Origin of the sequence: Nocardia sp. bgisy134 (assembly GCF_965341865.1) — a bacterium.
Classification (GTDB): Bacteria; Actinomycetota; Actinomycetes; order Mycobacteriales; family Mycobacteriaceae; genus Nocardia.
Genome location: NZ_CBDQZP010000003.1, coordinates 265,375 through 283,617 on the forward strand (window position 1 = coordinate 265,375; position 18,243 = coordinate 283,617).

General features: G+C 68.3%; 24 protein-coding genes. 16 read left to right on the forward strand and 8 right to left on the reverse strand.

Annotated features, from left to right (window positions below; genetic code table 11):
* Positions 1-6: 6 nt before the first annotated feature.
* From ACRWNM_RS07905 to ACRWNM_RS07925, 5 genes are all read left to right on the forward strand, one after another.
* Entirely contained in the window at positions 7-381 is a 375-nt protein-coding gene (locus ACRWNM_RS07905) for a DUF742 domain-containing protein (protein ID WP_357452063.1), read from the forward strand.
* 25 nt (positions 382-406) lie between these two features.
* Complete coding sequence (locus tag ACRWNM_RS07910) at positions 407-991, forward strand: GTP-binding protein (protein ID WP_357452060.1); 585 nt, start codon at positions 407-409, stop codon at positions 989-991.
* Between the two features lie 11 nt (positions 992-1,002).
* A complete protein-coding gene (locus ACRWNM_RS07915; protein ID WP_431965010.1) occupies positions 1,003-1,764 on the forward strand; it encodes an MHYT domain-containing protein in 762 nt (253 codons plus the stop codon).
* 41 nt (positions 1,765-1,805) lie between these two features.
* Entirely contained in the window at positions 1,806-2,846 is a 1,041-nt protein-coding gene (locus ACRWNM_RS07920; protein WP_431965012.1) for a glycoside hydrolase domain-containing protein, read from the forward strand.
* 429 nt (positions 2,847-3,275) lie between these two features.
* Positions 3,276-3,497: a hypothetical protein gene (locus tag ACRWNM_RS07925; protein ID WP_431965014.1), complete on the forward strand. Its 222-nt coding sequence runs from the start codon at positions 3,276-3,278 to the stop codon at positions 3,495-3,497.
* Between the two features lie 98 nt (positions 3,498-3,595).
* Here ACRWNM_RS07925 and rpmF read toward each other — a convergent pair whose 3' ends face one another.
* The 3 genes from rpmF to mrf are packed head-to-tail and all read right to left on the reverse strand — an operon-like array spanning position 3,596 to position 5,356.
* Positions 3,596-3,769 carry a 50S ribosomal protein L32 gene (gene rpmF / locus ACRWNM_RS07930; protein WP_431965016.1) on the reverse strand — a complete coding sequence of 58 codons (174 nt, stop codon included), beginning with the start codon at positions 3,767-3,769 and terminating at the stop codon, positions 3,596-3,598.
* A gap of 1 nt (position 3,770) precedes the next feature.
* Complete coding sequence (locus tag ACRWNM_RS07935) at positions 3,771-4,037, reverse strand: type B 50S ribosomal protein L31 (protein WP_431965018.1); 267 nt, start codon at positions 4,035-4,037, stop codon at positions 3,771-3,773.
* Positions 4,034-5,356 carry a ribosome hibernation factor-recruiting GTPase MRF gene (mrf, locus tag ACRWNM_RS07940; RefSeq protein ID WP_431965020.1) on the reverse strand — a complete coding sequence of 441 codons (1,323 nt, stop codon included), beginning with the start codon at positions 5,354-5,356 and terminating at the stop codon, positions 4,034-4,036. Before mrf ends, ACRWNM_RS07935 begins: the two co-directional genes overlap by 4 nt.
* 141 nt (positions 5,357-5,497) lie before the next feature.
* Between mrf and rpmB the strand changes: the two genes are divergently transcribed.
* The 6 genes from rpmB to ACRWNM_RS07970 all read left to right on the forward strand — a co-directional run bounded on the left by rpmB (position 5,498) and on the right by ACRWNM_RS07970 (position 8,952).
* Positions 5,498-5,734, forward strand: coding sequence for a 50S ribosomal protein L28 (gene rpmB, locus ACRWNM_RS07945; protein WP_431965022.1), 237 nt, complete (start codon positions 5,498-5,500; stop codon positions 5,732-5,734).
* A 9-nt stretch (positions 5,735-5,743) separates the two neighbouring features.
* Positions 5,744-5,914, forward strand: coding sequence for a 50S ribosomal protein L33 (gene rpmG, locus ACRWNM_RS07950; protein WP_067784286.1), 171 nt, complete (start codon positions 5,744-5,746; stop codon positions 5,912-5,914).
* A 1-nt stretch (position 5,915) separates the two neighbouring features.
* On the forward strand, positions 5,916-6,221 hold the full coding sequence (gene rpsN, locus ACRWNM_RS07955; protein WP_431965025.1) for a 30S ribosomal protein S14: 306 nt from the start codon (positions 5,916-5,918) through the stop codon (positions 6,219-6,221).
* Positions 6,222-6,253: 32 nt separating this feature from the next.
* Complete coding sequence (rpsR, locus tag ACRWNM_RS07960; RefSeq protein ID WP_011211513.1) at positions 6,254-6,508, forward strand: 30S ribosomal protein S18; 255 nt, start codon at positions 6,254-6,256, stop codon at positions 6,506-6,508.
* A 443-nt stretch (positions 6,509-6,951) separates the two neighbouring features.
* On the forward strand, positions 6,952-7,920 hold the full coding sequence (locus ACRWNM_RS07965; RefSeq protein ID WP_431965395.1) for a beta-ketoacyl-ACP synthase 3: 969 nt from the start codon (positions 6,952-6,954) through the stop codon (positions 7,918-7,920).
* Positions 7,921-7,959: 39 nt separating this feature from the next.
* Positions 7,960-8,952: an AvrD family protein gene (locus tag ACRWNM_RS07970; protein ID WP_431965027.1), complete on the forward strand. Its 993-nt coding sequence runs from the start codon at positions 7,960-7,962 to the stop codon at positions 8,950-8,952.
* An 11-nt stretch (positions 8,953-8,963) separates the two neighbouring features.
* On the opposite strand, the gene ACRWNM_RS07975 is transcribed toward ACRWNM_RS07970, so the two are convergent.
* Positions 8,964-9,542 carry a TetR/AcrR family transcriptional regulator gene (locus ACRWNM_RS07975; RefSeq protein ID WP_431965029.1) on the reverse strand — a complete coding sequence of 193 codons (579 nt, stop codon included), beginning with the start codon at positions 9,540-9,542 and terminating at the stop codon, positions 8,964-8,966.
* Between the two features lie 129 nt (positions 9,543-9,671).
* On the opposite strand from ACRWNM_RS07975, the gene ACRWNM_RS07980 reads away from it, so the two are divergent.
* From ACRWNM_RS07980 to ACRWNM_RS07995, 4 genes are read left to right on the forward strand one after another with little or no spacing between them, the layout of a single operon-like run.
* Positions 9,672-10,298, forward strand: a complete 627-nt coding sequence (locus ACRWNM_RS07980; protein ID WP_431965031.1) for a hypothetical protein — start codon at positions 9,672-9,674, stop codon at positions 10,296-10,298.
* A 40-nt stretch (positions 10,299-10,338) separates the two neighbouring features.
* Positions 10,339-11,943 (forward strand): MFS transporter, encoded by a 1,605-nt coding sequence (locus ACRWNM_RS07985; RefSeq protein WP_431965033.1) that lies wholly within the window; start codon positions 10,339-10,341, stop codon positions 11,941-11,943.
* 2 nt (positions 11,944-11,945) lie between these two features.
* Entirely contained in the window at positions 11,946-12,614 is a 669-nt protein-coding gene (locus ACRWNM_RS07990) for an HAD family hydrolase (RefSeq protein ID WP_431965035.1), read from the forward strand.
* A 33-nt stretch (positions 12,615-12,647) separates the two neighbouring features.
* Positions 12,648-13,436, forward strand: a complete 789-nt coding sequence (locus tag ACRWNM_RS07995; protein WP_431965037.1) for an AAA family ATPase — start codon at positions 12,648-12,650, stop codon at positions 13,434-13,436.
* 119 nt (positions 13,437-13,555) lie between these two features.
* Here the strand turns inward: ACRWNM_RS07995 and ACRWNM_RS08000 are convergent, their stop codons facing one another.
* Complete coding sequence (locus tag ACRWNM_RS08000) at positions 13,556-14,134, reverse strand: LysM peptidoglycan-binding domain-containing protein (RefSeq protein WP_431965397.1); 579 nt, start codon at positions 14,132-14,134, stop codon at positions 13,556-13,558.
* 177 nt (positions 14,135-14,311) lie between these two features.
* On the opposite strand from ACRWNM_RS08000, the gene ACRWNM_RS08005 reads away from it, so the two are divergent.
* Entirely contained in the window at positions 14,312-14,761 is a 450-nt protein-coding gene (locus tag ACRWNM_RS08005) for a hypothetical protein (RefSeq protein WP_431965039.1), read from the forward strand.
* Between the two features lie 7 nt (positions 14,762-14,768).
* Here ACRWNM_RS08005 and ACRWNM_RS08010 read toward each other — a convergent pair whose 3' ends face one another.
* From ACRWNM_RS08010 to purN, 3 genes are all read right to left on the reverse strand, one after another.
* Positions 14,769-15,656, reverse strand: coding sequence for a TIGR01777 family oxidoreductase (locus tag ACRWNM_RS08010; protein ID WP_431965041.1), 888 nt, complete (start codon positions 15,654-15,656; stop codon positions 14,769-14,771).
* A 185-nt stretch (positions 15,657-15,841) separates the two neighbouring features.
* Entirely contained in the window at positions 15,842-17,443 is a 1,602-nt protein-coding gene (gene purH, locus ACRWNM_RS08015) for a bifunctional phosphoribosylaminoimidazolecarboxamide formyltransferase/IMP cyclohydrolase (protein WP_431965043.1), read from the reverse strand.
* Positions 17,440-18,114, reverse strand: coding sequence for a phosphoribosylglycinamide formyltransferase (purN, locus tag ACRWNM_RS08020; protein ID WP_431965399.1), 675 nt, complete (start codon positions 18,112-18,114; stop codon positions 17,440-17,442). Before purN ends, purH begins: the two co-directional genes overlap by 4 nt.
* Between the last annotated feature and the right edge of the window lie 129 nt (positions 18,115-18,243).

Sequence of the window (18,243 nt, forward strand, 5' to 3'; positions counted from 1 at the left end):
CGTGCGATGTCTACCCCATCCGGCGGGGGGCCGGGCACACCACCCACCCGCGTTCGTCCCTATGCCCTGACCTCGGGGCGTACCGAACCCGCGGTCGACCTTCCCCTGGAGGCGGTCATCGAGACCATCTCCTACACTGCCCATTTCGAATGGCCGGTCGGCGATATCCGCACCGATATCGTGCGGCTCGGCACCGCACGCCTCTCGGTGGCCGAGATATCGGCCCAGCTACAACGGCCGCTCGGACTGGTCCGGGTCGTGATCGGCGATCTCGTCGTCGCCGGGACGCTACGCGTGCATTGGACCCTGAGCGACCAGGCGAGCTACGACGAGCGCCGGTCTTTGATGGAGAGGACTTTGCGTGGACTCCGCGCCCTATAACTCCCAGCCGTACGGTTCGGCACCCATGGACAATCGCACCGCGTCGACGAAAATCGTTGTCGCAGGGGGTTTCGGCGCTGGCAAGACCACCTTCGTCGGCGCGGTGTCGGAGATCGTCCCGCTGCGCACCGAGGCGATGGTGACCGGCTTCTCCGACGGCATCGACGACCTTGCCGCCACGCCGGGCAAGGAGACCACCACGGTCGCCATGGATTTCGGCCGCATCGTGCTGCCGGGGAACCTGACGCTGTACCTGTTCGGCACGCCGGGCCAGCGCCGGTTCTGGTTCATGTGGGACGACTTGATTCGCGGCGCGATCGGCGCGGTGGTGCTCGTCGACACCCGCCGCATCGAGGACAGCTTCGCGGCCGTCGACTTCTTCGAGGCGCGCGGCCTGCCATTCCTGGTGGCGGTCAACCGTTTTCCGGATGCCCCGCGGTTCCCGGTGGGCGAGCTGCGCGAGGCGCTCTCGGTGCGGTCCGGGGTTCCGATCGTCGACATCGACGCGCGCAACGCCATGGAAGTGCGCCAATCCCTCGCCGCGGTCACCGAATACGCGATCCAGCGGCTCGCCGCACAGCAGCACGAGCAGCCCGTCGGACAGGTGTAAGGGTCGCTGTTTTGTCCTACTTCTCCATGGGTTATTGGGTGCTGGGCCTGTCGATCCTGGTGGCCATGGCGGGCGCGCTGATCGGAATGATCTGCATCCGTCAGTCGACCAAATCGGTGACGTCCAAGTTCCGCATGGTCTGGCTGGCCTCGGCCGCGGTCTCGATCGGCGGAATCGGTACCTGGCTGGCGATTTTCGTGACGATGCTCGGTGTCACGCCCTCGGGCGACACCATGATCCGCTACGACGTCGCCCGGCTCACGGGAGCGGCGGTGCTCGCCGTGCTCGCGGTCTTCGGCGGGCTGGTGCTCGCCGGGCGGACGCTGCAGCTGCCCCGCCTGCTCGGCGGCGGTCTGCTGATGGGCCTCGGCACGAGCCTGATGCTGGCCCTGGGGATGAGCGCCGTGCAGGTGCGCGGCGAGCTCGAGTTCGGGCTGTGGCAGGTGCTCGCGGCGGGCGCGCTCGGCATCGTGATCTCGCTCGCCACACTGTGGTTCGTGCTCCGCTCGTGGCCGACGTCCGCGGTGATCGGCGCCTCCGCGCTGTTCGGGTGCGCTGTCGTCGGGATGCACTATCTGCGGATGGCCGGCCTGGAGGTGCGGATCGACCCGCGCGCCGCCCTTCCGGCCGGTGAGGACTTGTTCTCCTTCCTGGTTCCGATGTTCGTCATCGGCATGCTGTCGCTGGCCGTGCCGATCACCGCTGTGCTGGTCGCTCCGGACCGGCGGACGCCTGCCGCGCTGCCGTCTCGGCAGCCCGAGCTGATGCACTGAACCCCGGCCAACCGCGCCGCCGACGTCTTACAGTGGGACACATGCGGTTCGGCCTGGACTATTCCGGTGGACGTCCGGGGGGCGCCGCCATCCGGGCGGCCGGTTTCGACTTCGTGGTGCGCTATCTGACGCCGGGCGGCCCGAGCCTGCCCGGCAAGCTGCTGACGCCCGCCGAGGCCGATGATCTTCGGGCGCACGGTATTTCCATCGTCTCCAACTGGGAGACCACCGCGGCGCGCATGCTGGACGGCTACAACGCGGGCCTCGTGGACGCGCGGGCGGGCCTCGCGCAAGTGCTGCGCTGTGGCGGCCGTTCCGACCGGCCCATCTACTTCTCGGCGGATTTCGACGCCACCCCGCAGGACCAGGTGTCGATCAACGCGTATCTGGACGGGGCGGCGACAGTGCTCGGCGGCGCGAATGTCGGGATCTACGGCGGGTATTGGTCGGTGAGCCGGGCGCTGGACGCCGGCAGCGCGATGTGGGTCTGGCAGACGGACGCGTGGTCGGGCGGCAACGTGGAGACCCGGCGCAACATTCACCAGACACTGCGTCAGGTCCGGGTCAACGACGTGCTCTGCGATGTGAACGTGGCCGAGACAGTGGATTTCGGCCAATGGGATTTCGTACAGGAGGAACCGGACATGACGCCGGAGCAGGATGCGGTGCTGCGCGACATCCAGACCCAGTTGCGCGGCCCCGGCCTCGCCGGGTGGCCGCAGCTGGGCACCGACGCCGACGGCAAGCACCTGACGCTGGTCGACGGGCTCGCCGCGGCGCTGAGCCGCATCGAGGAGATGCAACGCCGTATCGACGAGCTGCAGGGCGACAACGCGGCGCTGCACACCCAGGTCGGCGAATTGCGCACGGAGATCAGTGAACTGGAGGCCACGACCGCCGATCTGGTGGAGGAGGTGCGGCGGCTGGACGAGCATCGCTGGCCGTGGCCGTTCTCCTTGATCGAGGGCCCGGCGGAATTGATCGGCGCGCAGCTGGCGCGACTGGAGTCGCTGCTGCCGGATTTGCCTGGATTGCCGGGACATTCGGACGCGGAGCCGGTCGCACGAAACGGCAAACTCTAGCTCGCCGAACATCCTCGGCGAGAACGGTTTACGAGAGGGAATGGCCGAAATTGGCGATGAGCGGGTTCTTCCAAGAACCGGAAGAACCCGCCCTCTCGGATGAGGGTACCGGTGTGTGAGCACGAAATCATCACTGCACGGAGACTTTTAATACCCCGAAAAACCAACTCCAAGTATGTATTCCACGGCTCAGTTACCTTGTCGCACGCGATAATTCGGAAATAACGCCATGTGATGCACGCCACATTGGTAGCCAGACGGTTGCCGCCGCATAACGATCGCGACACCACCGGGTTCTGCCGCGACTCCGGCGAACGGGCGGCGCGTTCCGCACCCGCCGGAGCGTGGTGCTGGCTATGGTCGCCAGGCACGACGCGGTCGGGCCTGCGTTCGATCGCGGCACATCAGGTTCGACTCGAAGGAGTTCGCATGACCGTCAATGTGGTGCTCGACAAGTCGCTCGACAAGGCCTACGAGAACAAGTCGCTCGCGGAGATCATGTCCGCTCCGCCCTCGGCCCTGGCCGGCCTCACCCCGGAGCACGACAAGGTGCTCGAGGCGCTGAAGATCAAGACCATCGCCGACCTCGGCACCAACAAGTACTTCCGGTTGGCCGCGGCGCTCGCCGACCTGGCGGGCAAGGAAGGCTGAGTTCGCCTCGGCGGCAACACGACAACGCGTCGGGCCCGGCGGATCACACCGCAGGGCCCGACGCGTTTGTCTCGCTCGCCGTCGGCGACGGCGCACGTTCAGAGCCGATCCAGGTCGACCAGTCCGCGGCGCACGGCCTGCACCAGCCTGCGCGGCACCTGATGGACCACGCCGCCGACGGTCACCGGCACCAGAGCCGGTGGTGTCGCCTTCCACTGGGCGCGACGGCTGCGGGTGTTGGACCGCGACATCCTCCGCTTGGGCACCGCCATCTCAGGCCTCCCGTCCGGCGCGCACGCGCCTGCCGTACTTGCGCTCGAACTTCTCGACCCGGCCCTGGGTGTCCAGCACGCGGTGCGCGCCGGTCCAGAACGGGTGCGAGTCGGCGGTCACGTCGACCACAAGCAGCGGGTACGCCTTGCCGTCCGCCCACTCGACGGTCCGCGCGCTGGTGGCGGTGGACCTGGTGAGGAACCGCTTGCCGGTGCTCGAGTCCTCGAACACCACCGGGTGATAGTCCGGGTGAATACCTGTCTTCACTTTCCTTCTCCTCTCCGACTCTCGGTCTGCGCGATCTCGTCGACCAGCCCGTCCTCGCACGGGTCGGCATGCCAGTCGCCGAAGGGGTCGTCCCACAGCGCGACCCGCTCGGGCGCCCGCTCGACCAGCCGCAGCTCGTCGTCCTCGACCAGCGCCCAGTGCAGCGCTTGGCGGATCTCGGCGGGATCGGCGTCGTGCGCGAGGATCACCAGCGAGACGTCCCGGTCACCGAAGCGGTCGTCCCAGCGCAACGCCGCGAGCGCCCGCCGGTCCGGATCCGCCCGCGCCACGTCGTCCTCGCCCATCGCGGCCAGCCAGCGGCCCGCGCCGCCGACGCGCAGCCCGCCGCCCGCGGACTCCAGCCACACCACCTCGTCGGGCTGGGTGGCCAGCCAGATCCTGCCGCGCGCCGTCACCACGCCCTCGAAAAGCACGTCGAGGGCGTCGTGCAACCTGCCGGGGTGAAAGGGCCTGCTCGCCGCGAACTCGATGAGGGTGACGCCGTGCTCGGCCACCAGCGGCGGCTGCCCGCGCAGCAGCGGCGCGTGCGCGTCCAAGGTCCGCCCACGGCGCGCCCCTGCCGGGATTCGCCCGAGCAAGGCGGCGACGTCCGCGGCGGCGAGGACGTCCAGGTCGTCGATCCAGGCGACGGGCGCGTCCGGAACCAGGCGGGTCAGCACGGCGGCGAGCCTGGCCTGTTCCATGGCGTCGAGCGCGGGGCCGATGGCCACCACCGCGTCGGCGAAGTCGACCTGGCCGACGGCAAGCTGCGCGACGGTGCGGTCGTCGTCCGCGGCGGCGAGGCCACGCTCGGCGAGGGTCTCGTCACCGGTGGCGTCGGCCAGCCACTGCGTGCTGTCCAGGCAGGCCAGCACCGCCTCGACGCGCACGTCCCGCCCGGCGGGTCCGTCCACCCGGCCGACGACCCCGGTCACCACGACATCGTCGATGGCGCGGCACACCGCCTCGGCCTCGAAGGCCGGATCGAGCGCGAGCACGATGCGCCGCACCGATTCTCGCGCGGCCAGCGTGCACAGCAGCGGAAGCAGATCGGCGCGCAGCGTGCAGGAGACGCAGCCGTGCGCCAGTTCGAGCACGGTGGTCCTGGTGTCCGTCGCGGTGCCGACCGTGCGGCGCACGATGCCCTCGCGCAGCTCGCTCAGCTCGTGGCGCACGACCACGACGCCGTCCCCGCCGAGCAGCGCGGCGGCGACACGGTCCACGCCCGCCGCGGCGCGTCCCGGCAGGCCGGCGACCAGCACCACCGGCGTCCGGCCGTCTGGCCCGGGTGGGAGCAGGGCGGGATCAGGCACTACCACCGAAACCCCTTTCGATAACGATTTTCATTTGCCGTTGCCCAACGCTACAGTGTCGAGCAGCCGTTGTCGAAAATGATTGTCAACTTCCCCGATCTGCCCCGCCGGCTCCGCCGGCCGCCATCCCCGAATGGAGGAAGCCCCATGTCGGCCCACTGCCAGATCACCGGGCGCAAGCCCGGATTCGGCAAGTCCGTGTCGCACTCACACAAGCGGACCAGCCGCCGCTGGAACCCCAACATCCAGCGCAAGACCTACTACCTGCCCAGCGAGGACCGCCGCATCACGCTGAACGTCTCGACCAAGGGCATCAAGACCATCGACCGGGACGGGATCGAGGCGGTCGTCGCTCGCATCCGGGCGCGCGGCGAGAAGATCTGAGGAGCTGCCATGGCCTCGAAATCCACCGACATCCGGCCGATCGTCAAGCTGAAGTCCACGGCGGGCACCGGCTACACCTACGTCACCCGCAAGAACCGGCGCAACGATCCGGACCGCATGGTGCTGAAGAAGTACGACCCGGTGGTGCGCAAGCACGTCGACTTCCGCGAGGAGCGCTGACGTGGCGAAGAAGTCGAAGATCGCCCGCAACGAGCAGCGCAAAGCCGTCGTCGCCCGGTACGCCGCCCGCCGCGCCGAGCTGAAGGAACTCGTCCGCGGACCGGCCACATCGGAGGCCGACCGGGCCGCCGCGCAGGCGGCACTGCAGCGACTGCCCCGCGATGCCAGTCCGGTACGATTACGCAACCGGGACGCTGCGGACGGACGTCCGCGCGGCCACCTCCGGAAGTTCGGTCTCTCCCGTGTGCGTGTGCGCGAGATGGCCCACCGGGGAGAGCTTCCCGGTGTGCACAAATCGAGCTGGTAAGAACCACCGATCCCGTAGAAGGAATCCCTGATATGGCAGTCAAGCGAGCACCGTCGAAGAAGGTCCGCGCGGAACAGGCCCGCCGCCCCAAGAAGAACCCGCTGATCGCCGCGGGGATCGAAACGGTGGACTACAAGGACGTGAACCTGCTGCGCACGTTCATCTCCGATCGCGGCAAGATCCGCAGCAGGCGTGTCACCGGGCTCACCCCGCAGCAGCAGCGCCAGGTCGCCGTCGCGGTGAAGAACGCCCGCGAGATGGCCCTGCTGCCGTTCACCAGCCGGTAGCGCGAGCCCTTCCAGCCTCGACGGCGGGGGCTCGGGTGTGTGACGCACCCGGGCCCCCGCCGTTGTCGTATCCGCCGGTCGTGGTCCGACGAGCCCCCCGAGGCCACACGACGGACAATCCACAGTTATCGATCGAGCGAACCGGCATCAACGGGCCTCAACTCGCACGCCGATCACTTCATCGAGGGTAAATCACTCGATTACCAATAAGTAGTTAATTAATGGCAAGCGCTCGGCAACGGGCCGGGCGATGGCCGGTAATCGAGCCATGTCAATAGTCTATGAAAAAACGTGACCTTCGTCACAGGTGCCTGTTATACAGGCGTTATAGCAATGTGATCTCACTCGCGAAATCTGGCCGAGTGATACATTCATTCATACAGAATTGACGCGTTCACCTCTCGGGGGTGGGAAGTATGACGGCATTACCTGCCGGAGTTTTAATGATCGGATCATACCGGCCCGATCGAATTGTTTCCAATTCCGACCTGGCCCCAGAATTGGGTGTCGACGAAGAGTGGATATCTTCGCGGACCGGAATTACCGAACGTAGATTCGCGGGGGATCACGAAACAGTAATTTCGATGGCCGCATCGGCCGCTCAAAAAGCGCTCGACGCCGCCGCAATGTCCGCTAGCCAGATCGACGTCGTGATGCTCGCGACCTCGACCCATCTCAACCAGACTCCGGCCGCCGCGGCCATCGTCGCCGCCGAACTCGGCTGTGCCGGACCCGCCGCCTTCGACATTTCGGCGGGCTGCTCCGGCTACGCGCACGGCATCGGCCAGGCCGCCGCGCTCGTCAATGCGGGCCAGGCCGACAACATTTTGGTCATCGGCTCCGAAAAGCTCAGCCACGTCATCGATCCCAGCAATCGGTCGGTGGCTCCCATCTTCGGCGACGGCGCGGGCGCCGCGATCGTCGGCCGCACCGAATCCGGGCACATCAGGCGCACCGTGTGGGGCAGCGACGGCACCCAGTCCCGCCTGATCAGGCAGGAACCGAGCTGGGAGGAGTTGCGCGCCGCACCGACCACGACGGCCACGCCCTTCCTGCACATGGAAGGCACCGAAGTATTCCGCTGGGCGACCGGCGCGGTGCCCAAGATAGTTTCCGACATCGCACACGCCGGTGGCATCACGCTCGCCGACGTCGAGGTATTCATCCCGCATCAGGCGAATTTGCGAATCATCGACGGGGTTGTTCGCAAACTCGGCTGGCAGGACGAATCGGTAGTGATCGCAGACGACATCCGACGGGCCGGAAACACTTCCGCCGCCGCTCTTCCGTTGGCGATCGATGACCTGGTGTCTTCGGGCCGGGCAAAGCCGGGACAACTTGCTCTGCAGGTTTCTTTCGGCGCCGGCCTGTCGTATGCGGGACAGGTTTTCGACCTGCCCCAGGTTGCCTGAAACCGAATTTCGCGATCGCTCTTCGAAAGTTGCTCTGCCATGACCGTTTCTTTTTCCAGCTACGACGAGCCCCTCGGACCCCGGTCCGATCGATACTTCGGTGAGGGTTACAAAAAGGTCAGCCCGGAACTGACCGATCTCCAGATCCGCCGATCCACCCAGCTCGGCGCCAAGCACTCCGGTACCGCGCGGCTGAGCTACCCGGCCGCATGGTCGACCAAGAAGCACCGCGAGCTCGTGCCGCACGTCAGCAGCGTCGACACGGTCATGCTAGCCGCATCCCTATGCGACGCCGCGATCACCCACGCTCGCGATCTCAGCCCCGCCGAATCCTCACGGATGTGGGTGCGCCAGGCCGCCGTGCGCGCGGGCGCAGCACCGCACGAGGACCTCGAGCGCATCCCGGTCGAAGCGGAGGTCACCACCACCACCGCCGCGGACGACGCCGACGAGATCGAGACCGCCTTCAAATTCCGGGTCGGCAATCTGACCGGCACGCTGACCATGGTGCATCCGGCCGGTTCCGGCACGCTCGACGTGCCGGGCGTCGACCACATCGCGCAGCTCAGCGACATCTACGGACCGGCGCCGCACTTCTACCTGAACGGCGTGAAGGACCATACCCTGACCGCGACGGACCTGACCGTCGACGAGTCCGCCTCCCGTATCACCGGCAGGCAGCGGGTGAACACCGGCGTCGAGGGCGGTTACGTCGGCGCCGAATCGGTCTACTGGAACTCGGTCTCGCCGATCGACGCCATCGTCGGCGCGGCGCAGCTCTCCCAGATCCTGCTCTACGAGATGGACGGACTGGACCGGAGCAGCAGCAACACCCTGTGGATGCGCAAGCTCGAGTTCGTCACCGAGGGGCCGCGCCGCTCCGCCGCCGAACCCTTCGACGGCACCGTGGAGATCCGCCGCACCTCGACCATCGACCGCGGCGGCCAGCGCTGGCGCAGCGCGGATCTACTGATCAAGGAGTTCCAGGGCGTCACCGGGTTCTGCCTGCTGGCCCACCAGCTGCCCGACTAGGCATGCCCTGGTCACGGAACGTCGTCGAGCCCGCAGTCCTGGCCGAGCGCGCATTGCGCGAGCGCGGCCAGCGCGGGGTCGTCGGCGTGTTCGGTGGCGTTCATCGCCAGCAGCGCGTTGAGCAGCATGCCGTTGGCGATGAATTCCCGTGCCCGCTCGGGACCGCAACCCGTGCGCTCGACCAGCAGGGTGTACAACGCGGAGACGAAACGCCGTGCGGCGGCGGCGATCTGCGGATGACCGGCGGCCGCGCTGAACCCCTGCAACAGAACCACCAGCACGTCCCGATCCTCGACCAGCCGGGTATACACCCCGCCCAGCCGATCCCAGACCTCGGGCGAGGCGGCCACCTCCGGATCCTCCAGTTCGGCGGTGAACGCGGTGAGCAGGGCGGTGACGGCCCGGTCGAAGACCTCCTGGAACAGGTCGGCCTTGGTGCCGAACATGCGCACCACGTACGGCTGCGACACCCCGGCCTCCAGCGCGACGACGTCGGTGCTCGTGCCCGCGTAGCCACCCCGCGAGAACGCCCGCCCCGCGGCCTCGAGAATCATCTCGCGGCGCTCGGCCGCGCTCAGTCTGGGCCTCATGTTGACAAGTTATCACTTGATTACTAGATTTTCGATGAACCCGGTGAAACCGCATTCCGCGTTCGCGTATTCCGCTTGCCCACAAGGGGATACGCGAGAGTGCGGGCACCCGCAATACAAGGACGCCCGATGAAGGATGCACCCGCGCTACGACTGGCCGTGACCGGCGCACCGCGAACGGGTAAGACCACCGTTTGTACCGCACTCGCGCTGGCCACCGGCCTGGACTACGCGGCCATCTCCACCCACCTGGCCACCCCGGGGGCCGACCGCAGGCTGGCGCCGACGGTCGACGCCGCGGTGCGCGGCTTCGAACAGCGCGTGGATTCCGAAGCTCGGCTCACCTCGGGTTTCGTCTCCGACGGTTCGGTGCTCCAGGAATGGGTGGCGGCCGAGGCGCTGCGGCGGACCCGCAGGCTCCGGCATTGGCTGTGGAACCCGCGCGACCTGCCCTATCGCATCTTCGAGAAGCGGTACCTGCTGGCGCACGGCGGGATCGTGACGCGGCGGGCCAACGTCACCTACGACGGGTTCGTCCATCTCAAGATGGACCGCAAATCGGCCACCGAAGGCGATGACCGATACCGCACCACCATCGATCGACTCCTGCTCGACACCCTGTATGAAGGGACCGTCCCGTATCTGGTGATCGGGGGGTCCATCGAAGAAATCGTCACCCGGGTGGCCGGCATGTATCAGCTACCGCAGCTGATGCCGGTGCCCGACGCGGTCTCCGCAGCGTTGCAAGCCGCGTAAACAACAGCCGTCGCCGCATACCACCTGGAGGGGAATACCCATGGCATCCGCAGGCGCCTTGACCAAGACACCACAGCGATCGGACAGTGCGATCTGGACCCTGGTCGTCGTCGCACTGGCCACGTTCATGCTGATGCTCGACCTCACCGTCGTCAACGTCGCGCTACCCGACATCAGGGCGGCCTTCGATTCCAGCTTCTCCGCGCTGCAGTGGATCCTCGACGCCTACGCCCTCGGCCTCGCCGCGGTGCTGCTCGCGGCGGGCTCGCTGGCCGACCGCATCGGCCGCAAGAAGGTCTTCGACGCGGGCCTGGTGATCTTCGTGCTGTCGTCGCTGGCGTGCGGACTCGCGCCGAACGATTTCGTGCTGATCGTCGCCCGCCTCGTGCAGGGTCTCGGCGGTGCGATCCTCTTCGCGGTCGGCCCGGCGCTGCTCGGCCACGAGTTCCGCGGTAAGGACCGCGGCATGGCCTTCGGCGTGTTCGGCGGCGTCGCGGGTCTGGCGATCGCGTTCGGCCCGCTGATCGGCGGCGGGCTCACCGAAACCGCGGGCTGGCGCTGGATCTTCCTGATCAACGTGCCGGTGACCATCGCCGCACTCGCCGTCGGCTACCTGAAGATGCGCGAATCCCGCAGCGACACCCCGCCGCCCGTGGACTGGCCGGGCATGGTGACCTTCTCCGCCGGCCTGTTCTTCCTGGTGCTCGGCTTCATGCGTGGCGAGCAGGACGGCTGGACCAGCGCCCGGATCATCGGCTGCTTCGTGCTCGCGCTGGTGCTGCTCGTCGTCTTCACCTGGCTGCAGATCTCCCGGCCGACCCACGCGATGTTCGACCTCACCCTGTTCCGCAACCGCACCTTCAACGGTCTGTCCGTGGTGACCGCGCTGTGCGCGCTCTCGGTGATGCCCGGTCTGTTCCTGCTCATCTCTTACGTGCAGAACCTGCTCGGCTACTCGGCCTTCGCCAGCGGCGTCCGCTTCCTGCCGCTGACGCTGCTGCTGTTCGTCGCCGCCGCGATCGCGGGCAGCATGGTCGCCAAGCTGCCGCCCGCGATCCTGGTCGGCGCCTCGCAGCTGCTCATCGCCGCAGGTCTGTTCGCGGTGCTGCTCGTCGAGCCCGGCTCCTCGTGGACCGCGCTGATCCCCGGCATGGTGCTGATCGGCCTCGGCATGGGCGTGTTCAACCCGCCGCGCGCCGCGTTCTCCATCGCGGTGACGACCCCGGACAAGGCGGGCATGGCCTCGGGTGTGAACGAGACCTTCCAGCAGGCCGGTCTGGCGATCGGCATCGCCGCGGTCGGCGCGTTCTTCCAGAACCGGGTCGGTAGCGCCTTCACCGAGTCCGAGACCGCGCGCACGGTCTTCGCCGACAAGGCCGCCGAGGCGGGCGACGCGGTGGCGGCGGGCGGCCCCGCCCTCGTCGCGGCCCAAGTGCCCGAGTCGGTCGCCGAATCGGTCCGCGCCGCAGCGGAATCCGCGTTCGTCAGCGGCTTGGAGAACGCCATGGTGCTCGCCGCCGTACTCGCGGCGATCTCCGGCGCGATCGCCTTCTTCACGCTGCGCAGCCGCGATCTGGACGAGGCCGCGCTGGCCACCCCCGGCGTGCCCACCGAAGGCGCCACCGAGCCCGCGCCGGTGGCCTGACCGTGCTGGCGACCAGGCCGCGCTTCGCGTTCACCGATGTAGACCACACCTTGCTGCGCATCAGCACGCTGCAGCACTTCGCGCTGTACTTCTTCGAAGGCACGGGGCGTGCGGAGGTGCTGGCCATGCATCAGACGCGGATGCAACGCCTGGCCGCGACCGGAGCGGACCGGGAAACGCTGAACCGGAGCTACTACCTGCTCTGGGCCGACGTCCCGGTCCGCGAGGTCGAGGATGCCGCGCGCGCCTGGCACGAGCGGGTGCGGGCCGACGGGCTCTACCGCGAGCCCGTGGTGCGCCGCCTGCGCGAACTGCGCAAGCAAGGCGTGGAGACGGTGCTGGTGTCCGGCTCCTTCCACGCCTGTCTGCGACCCATCGAGCGGGAACTGGACTGCGCGGGCGTGCTGTGCACCGAGCTGGAAGAACGCTACGGCGTGTACACCGGGGCGGTGCGCAAGTCCCTCATCGGCGCGGCCAAGCGCGCCGAGGTCGAGGCGTTCGCGGCCAGATATCCCGAGCACGATCTGGCGGGCGATTTCGGCTTCGGCGACCATCTCAGCGACGTTCCCGTGCTGGAAACGGTCGGCCACCCGGCCGTCGTCCCGGTCGACCCCGCGCTGGAGCGGGTCGCCGCCGCACGGGGCTGGGAAGTGCTGCGTGACGACCACTGAGCGTGTCGTCCACCGATCGATCGGAGAAGGACCGTGTACCTAGTAGGCGGACAGCGCCGCGACAGCCTGAAGTTGGCCATCTCCGGCACCTACGGCGTCGGCAAGAGCACGACGACCGAGACGCTCTCGATCGCCACCGGCATTCCGCGCACGCACGCGCTCACCTCCCGTGAGCTCCTGATCGATCTGGCTCCCGGCAAGACGGTGATGGAGCTGAACTCCATCGAGCTGCTGCAACTCGGGCTGCGCCGTTTCGAGGAACGGGTGCACAACGAATCCGGCGAGGGCTCCTTCATTTCCGACGGTTCCGTGGTGCACGAATGGGTGTACGGCACCGCTCGGATGGCGGTCGGCATCAATCCCGGCGCCGGGCTGCTGCTGCGCACCGTGAAGGCCGCCGCCGGCATCGGGCGCAAGGCGCCGCTGCGGGAGTACACCGACATCATCGGCGACGTCGTCAAGGAAAGGGCCGCCCGGCTCTACGACGCCTATGTGCATCTGCCGGTAGAGTTTCCGATGAAGACCGACGGCCACCGCCCGGTGTCCGAACCGTTCCGCAAGCTCTCCGACGACACCCTGCTGCAGGTGGTCAAGGACGTCGGGCTGCCCTACGAAGTGGTGGGCGGGACCGTGCACGAGCGGGTCTCCCGGATCATCGAGCTGTTCGACCTGGAGACCGTGATGCCGGTCGACGAGGCGATCGCCGAGGCCCAACGCCGGGTGACGAACGCGACCGCGGTGCTGGAGGAGGACGACCGCTTCAAGGAAGCCCAGCGCAAGAAGTCGCTGTGGCGCAAGGTCTCCTACGCCATGCGGTACTGACCGCGAGCGAAAGACAAAGGCGCGCAAGCGCCCTCAGACCATTCACGCGAAAGACGTGGGCCCCCGAGAGCTAGTCCCGGGGGCCCACGTCGTTTTCGACCGTGTACGCGGTGTGCCGCTTACGGGATGGTCAGCACCTGGCCGGGGTTGATCGCATCCGGGTTCGGGATGCCGCTGGCGTCGGCGATCTCCTGGTAGCGGTTGCCGTCGCCGTAGAAGCGCTCGGCGATGGCCCACAGCGTGTCGCCCGGCTCCACGGTGTAGGTGCGCAGCTCCGGCGCGGGCGGCGGGGGCACCTCCTCGGCGACCGCGGCCACCGCGGGTTGTTCCTGCTCCTGCTCCGGCTCCGGTGCGGGCAGCGGGGTGTCGGTGTCGGTGCCCGACGCCCACAGCGCGCTGCCGTCGGCGCCGTACAGCACCACGTTGCGATCGGCCTGCACGACCAGCCGGTCCGCGTCCTGGTCGTTGGTCTCGGTCGACCAGGCGGCGCCCTCGCCCTTGTAGAGCACGAAGTTGCCGTCGTGCTGTAGAACCGCTCGCTCCACGCCCTGGTCGTGAGTCTGGGTGGCCCACACGACATTTCCATCCGGTTCGGACAGCACCAGATTGCCGTCCGATTGCAGGGTCAGGGTGTACGCACCGCCGGTCAGGGACTGGCCGAGTCCCAGTTCTTCGCCTACGCGCAGCGTGTCGCCCACGTTGTTCCTTTCGAAGATCACTGTGCAGAGCTTTCGACAGCGGTGCGCGCCGAAAGCCACTGGCGCGCACCGACGCCGAATCTACAGTCCGCCCGATGCGGGCACACGGATTACGCGCAGGGTTGGCGGAATGTTCACTGTGTGACCTCCGGGACATCGTCCCCTAGGGTGGTCGGCATGAATCGCCGACGCATCTCCCTCGCCGCCGCACTGCTGCTCGGTCTCGCCGTCGCGGGCTGCGGCGGCTCGGATGACGATGGCGCACAACAGAACACCTCCCCCGGCGCGACCACGTCCGCGCCCAGCACGCCGAGCGAGGTCGCGCAGGCGCAAGGCCAGCCGTTCACGCCCGATCCGACGATCGTCGGCGCGCACCCGATCCCGTTCCTGTCGTGGGCCCGCGTCGCCGACGACAGGATCGCCGTCAACTTCCAGACCGGTGCGCCGGAGTGTTACGGCGTGGACGCGGTGACCACCGAGACCGACACGACGGTCACGGTGGAATTGCGCGGCGGCACCCGCCCCGACGCGGTCGGGAAGATGTGCGTGATGATCGCGGTGTTCGGCACGATGGAGATCCCGCTGACGGCGCCGCTGGGCGACCGGGCGGTGCTCAGCGCCGCCTGACGCGGGCTCAGCGCGTGGCGAAGGTGTACTTCATGGCCTGGTCCAGGGTGCCGTGCGTGAACTCGAAACCGTTGCCCACCAGCACCTTCGGCACCATCCTGTGCCCATGCAGCATCTCGGCGCCGCCCTCGCCGCCGATCAGCTTCAGCACCGCGCCCGGCAGCGTCAGCCGGGACCGCCGGTTCAGCGCCGTGGCGAAAGCGGTGGTGAACTCGGCATTGGTGACGGTCTCCGGTGCGGAGAGGTTGACCGGGCCCGAGACCGAGAAGGTCAGCAGCCAGTCCACCGCGGCGAGCCAGTCGTGCAGGGTGATCCACGGCAGGTACTGGCGGCCGGTGCCGAACTTGCCGCCCAGCCCGAGGCGGAACAGCGGGCGCAGCCGCTCGACCAGCATGGAGTCCGTGGAGAGCACGTTCGCGGTGCGCAGCTTCACCACCCGGACGCCCGCGGTGGAGGCGGCTTCGGTGGCGGCCTCCCAATCCCGGCACATGGTGCCGAGGAAGTCGGGTCCGTTCGGCGCGAACTCGTCGACGTCCCGATCACCGCTGTCGCCGTACCAACCCGCGGCCGAGGCGTTGAGCAGGACGGGGACGCCGGTCTCGGCCACCGCGCGCGAGAGCACCTCGGTCGGCACGATGCGACTGTCGCGGATCTCCTCCTTGTAGGCGGGCGACCAGCGCTTGCCCGCGACGGTGGCCCCGCACAGGTTGATCACCGCGCCCGCGCCCGCGACGATGCCGCTGTCGAAGTTCGAACCGTAAGGGTCCCAGCGGATTTCGTCCGGTTTCAGAGCTTCCCTGCGCACCAGGCGGACCACCTCGTGGCCGTCGTCGTTCAGCTTGGAGACCAGATACTTGCCGAGGAACCCCGATGTCCCGGCGACCACGATACGCATGCGTACATTCTGCACCATGGAAATACTATTCCGGGGATTCCATACCGGATAATGAGATCCAGACGTCCAGTTTGTTACCGAAAAGCCTTGTGGCTCCGGCACATCGATTGCTTCACAGTCCGTCTGAACACGAAAAACGCGGAGAGCGGTACCCCTTTCGGGATCGTTCTCCGCGTTCGTCCGGCTCAGTGCGCGAAGTGGCGAGAACCGGTGAGGTACAACGTCACTCCGGCTTCGCGGGCCAGATCGATGGTCTCCTGGTCGCGGACCGAACCGCCCGGCTGCACGATGGCGCGGATACCGGCCTGGATCAGCTGCTGCGGACCGTCCGGGAACGGGAAGAACGCGTCGGAGGCGGCCACCGAGCCCTTGGCCCGGTCCCCCGCCCGCTGCACCGCGAGCTGCACCGCGTCCACCCGGTTGACCTGCCCCATGCCCACGCCGACCGACGCGCCCTCGTGCGCGAGCAGGATGGCGTTGGACTTCACCGCGCGGCAAGCGCGCCAAGCGAATTCGAGATCGGCCAGGGTCTGCTCGTCCGCGGCCTCGCCGGCGGCGAGGGTCCAATTGGCCGAGTCGTCGCCCTCGGCGTCGAGGATGTCGCGCTGCTGCAACAGCGCGCCGCCGCTGATCGGGCGCAGCTCGACGCCCGCGCGCTGCGGCGGCTCGGCGACCAGGATGCGCACGTTCTTCTTGCGCTGCAACACCTCCACCGCGCCGTCGGCGTAGGACGGGGCCACGATGACCTCGGTGAAGATGTCGGCGACCTGCTCGGCCATCTCCACGGTGACCTCGCGGTTGGCCGCGATCACGCCGCCGAACGCGCTCACCGGATCGCAGGCGTGCGCCTTGCGGTGCGCCTCGGCGATGTCGGCGCCGACCGCGATGCCGCACGGGTTGGCGTGCTTGATGATCGCGACCGCGGGCGCCGCGTGGTCGTAGGCGGCGCGCCAGGCCGCGTCGGCGTCGGTGTAGTTGTTGTACGACATCTCCTTGCCGTGCAACTGCTCCGCCTGCGCGAGACCGACCGAACCGTCGTTGTTGGTGTACAACGCCGCGGCCTGATGCGGGTTCTCGCCGTAGCGAAGCACCGCGGCGCGCTCCCAGGAGCCGCCGATCCAGCCGGGGAACGGCGAGCTCGCCTGCTCCTCGGCCACGCCGGGAGCCAGCACACCGGTCATCCAGCTGGCCACCGCGACGTCATAGCTCGCGGTGTGCTGGAAGGCCTTGGCGGCCAACGCGGTCCGCTCGGCGAGGGTGAAGCCGCCGGACTTCACCGCGGCGAGCACGTCGTCGTAGTCGCCGCTGTCGACGACCACCGCGACCGAGGGGTGGTTCTTCGCGGCCGCGCGCACCATGGACGGACCGCCGATATCGATCTGCTCGACGCACTCGTCCGGGCTCGCGCCGCTGGCCACGGTCTGGGTGAACGGGTAGAGGTTCACCACGACCAGCTGGAACGCCTCGACGCCGAGTTCCACCAGCTGGTCGACGTGCTCCTGCTTGCGCGAATCGGCGAGGATGCCCGCGTGCACCCGGGGGTGCAGGGTCTTGACCCGGCCGTCCAGCGTCTCCGGGAACCCGGTCAGGTCCTCGACCTTGGTCACCGGGATGCCCGCGTCGGCGATCTTGCCCGCGGTCGATCCGGTGGAGACGAGCTCGATGCCCGCCGCGTGCAGACCGGTCGCGAGCTCGATGAGACCCGTCTTGTCGTAGACGCTCACCAGCGCCCTGCTGATCGCCTTGCGCTCGGCCGGAACCACGGTCGTTTCGCTACGCTCACTCACTGGCGCACCCGCTCATCTGGAATTACTGCCTTTCGTCCGTCGGAGACAATGCCTCGCGTCGCGACGGCGGCGACGACCTCCGCCAGCAACCGTCGCTCGACAATCTTGATCCGCTCGTGCAGGGTGTCCTCGTCGTCGTCGGGCAGCACCAGCACCGGCTCCTGCGCGAGGATCGGTCCGGTGTCGACGCCCGAGTCGACCAGGTGCACCGTCGAGCCGGTGACCCGCACCCCGTACGCGAGCGCGTCGCGCACGCCGTGCGCGCCCGGGAAGGACGGCAGCAGCGCGGGGTGGGTGTTGATGATCCGCCCGCCGAAGCGGTTCATGAACGCGGGGCCCAGGATCTTCATGAAACCGGCCGAGACCACCAGGTCCGGCGCGTAGGCGGCCACCGCGTCGGTCAGCGCGGCGTCCCAGGCCAGGCGATCCCGAAAGTCCTTCAGCGCCACCCGGAAGTGCGGGACGCCCGCGGTGTCGGCGTGATCGGTGGCGGCGCAGACACGGTCGACGCCCACCGCGACGATCTTGGCCGGATAGTCGGCGGCTCCCGCCGCGTCGAGGAGCGCACGCAGCAGCGACCCGGTGCCCGAGGCGAGCACGACTACGGTGGCGGGCGCCGCGGCGGGCACCCACTGGGCGTGCGGAGACGTCAGCGCTCTACTCCTGCGTATCGGTCGGACGGCGGCCGGATCGGGGCGCCGCCGGAGTAAAGCCTAGTCGGTGGCCTGCGCGCGACTTTCCACCGGTGGCGGGCGCGCCGGGGCGGCCGGGATGCTAATACGCGCCTTCCACCGACGGGA

Coding starts and splice junctions, on each gene's coding strand:
- ACRWNM_RS07925 (WP_431965014.1), top strand. CDS start 3,276: ATGACCGTCAATGTGGTGCTCGACAAGTCGCTCGACAAGGCCTACGAG.
- ACRWNM_RS07905 (WP_357452063.1), top strand. CDS start 7: ATGTCTACCCCATCCGGCGGGGGGCCGGGCACACCACCCACCCGCGTT.
- rpsR (WP_011211513.1), top strand. CDS start 6,254: ATGGCAGTCAAGCGAGCACCGTCGAAGAAGGTCCGCGCGGAACAGGCC.
- ACRWNM_RS07970 (WP_431965027.1), top strand. CDS start 7,960: ATGACCGTTTCTTTTTCCAGCTACGACGAGCCCCTCGGACCCCGGTCC.
- rpmG (WP_067784286.1), top strand. CDS start 5,744: ATGGCCTCGAAATCCACCGACATCCGGCCGATCGTCAAGCTGAAGTCC.
- ACRWNM_RS07980 (WP_431965031.1), top strand. CDS start 9,672: ATGAAGGATGCACCCGCGCTACGACTGGCCGTGACCGGCGCACCGCGA.
- ACRWNM_RS07920 (WP_431965012.1), top strand. CDS start 1,806: ATGCGGTTCGGCCTGGACTATTCCGGTGGACGTCCGGGGGGCGCCGCC.
- ACRWNM_RS07975 (WP_431965029.1), bottom strand. CDS start 9,542: ATGAGGCCCAGACTGAGCGCGGCCGAGCGCCGCGAGATGATTCTCGAG.
- ACRWNM_RS07910 (WP_357452060.1), top strand. CDS start 407: ATGGACAATCGCACCGCGTCGACGAAAATCGTTGTCGCAGGGGGTTTC.
- rpmF (WP_431965016.1), bottom strand. CDS start 3,769: ATGGCGGTGCCCAAGCGGAGGATGTCGCGGTCCAACACCCGCAGCCGT.
- rpmB (WP_431965022.1), top strand. CDS start 5,498: ATGTCGGCCCACTGCCAGATCACCGGGCGCAAGCCCGGATTCGGCAAG.
- ACRWNM_RS08005 (WP_431965039.1), top strand. CDS start 14,312: ATGAATCGCCGACGCATCTCCCTCGCCGCCGCACTGCTGCTCGGTCTC.
- ACRWNM_RS07985 (WP_431965033.1), top strand. CDS start 10,339: ATGGCATCCGCAGGCGCCTTGACCAAGACACCACAGCGATCGGACAGT.
- ACRWNM_RS07965 (WP_431965395.1), top strand. CDS start 6,952: ATGATCGGATCATACCGGCCCGATCGAATTGTTTCCAATTCCGACCTG.
- ACRWNM_RS08010 (WP_431965041.1), bottom strand. CDS start 15,656: ATGCGTATCGTGGTCGCCGGGACATCGGGGTTCCTCGGCAAGTATCTG.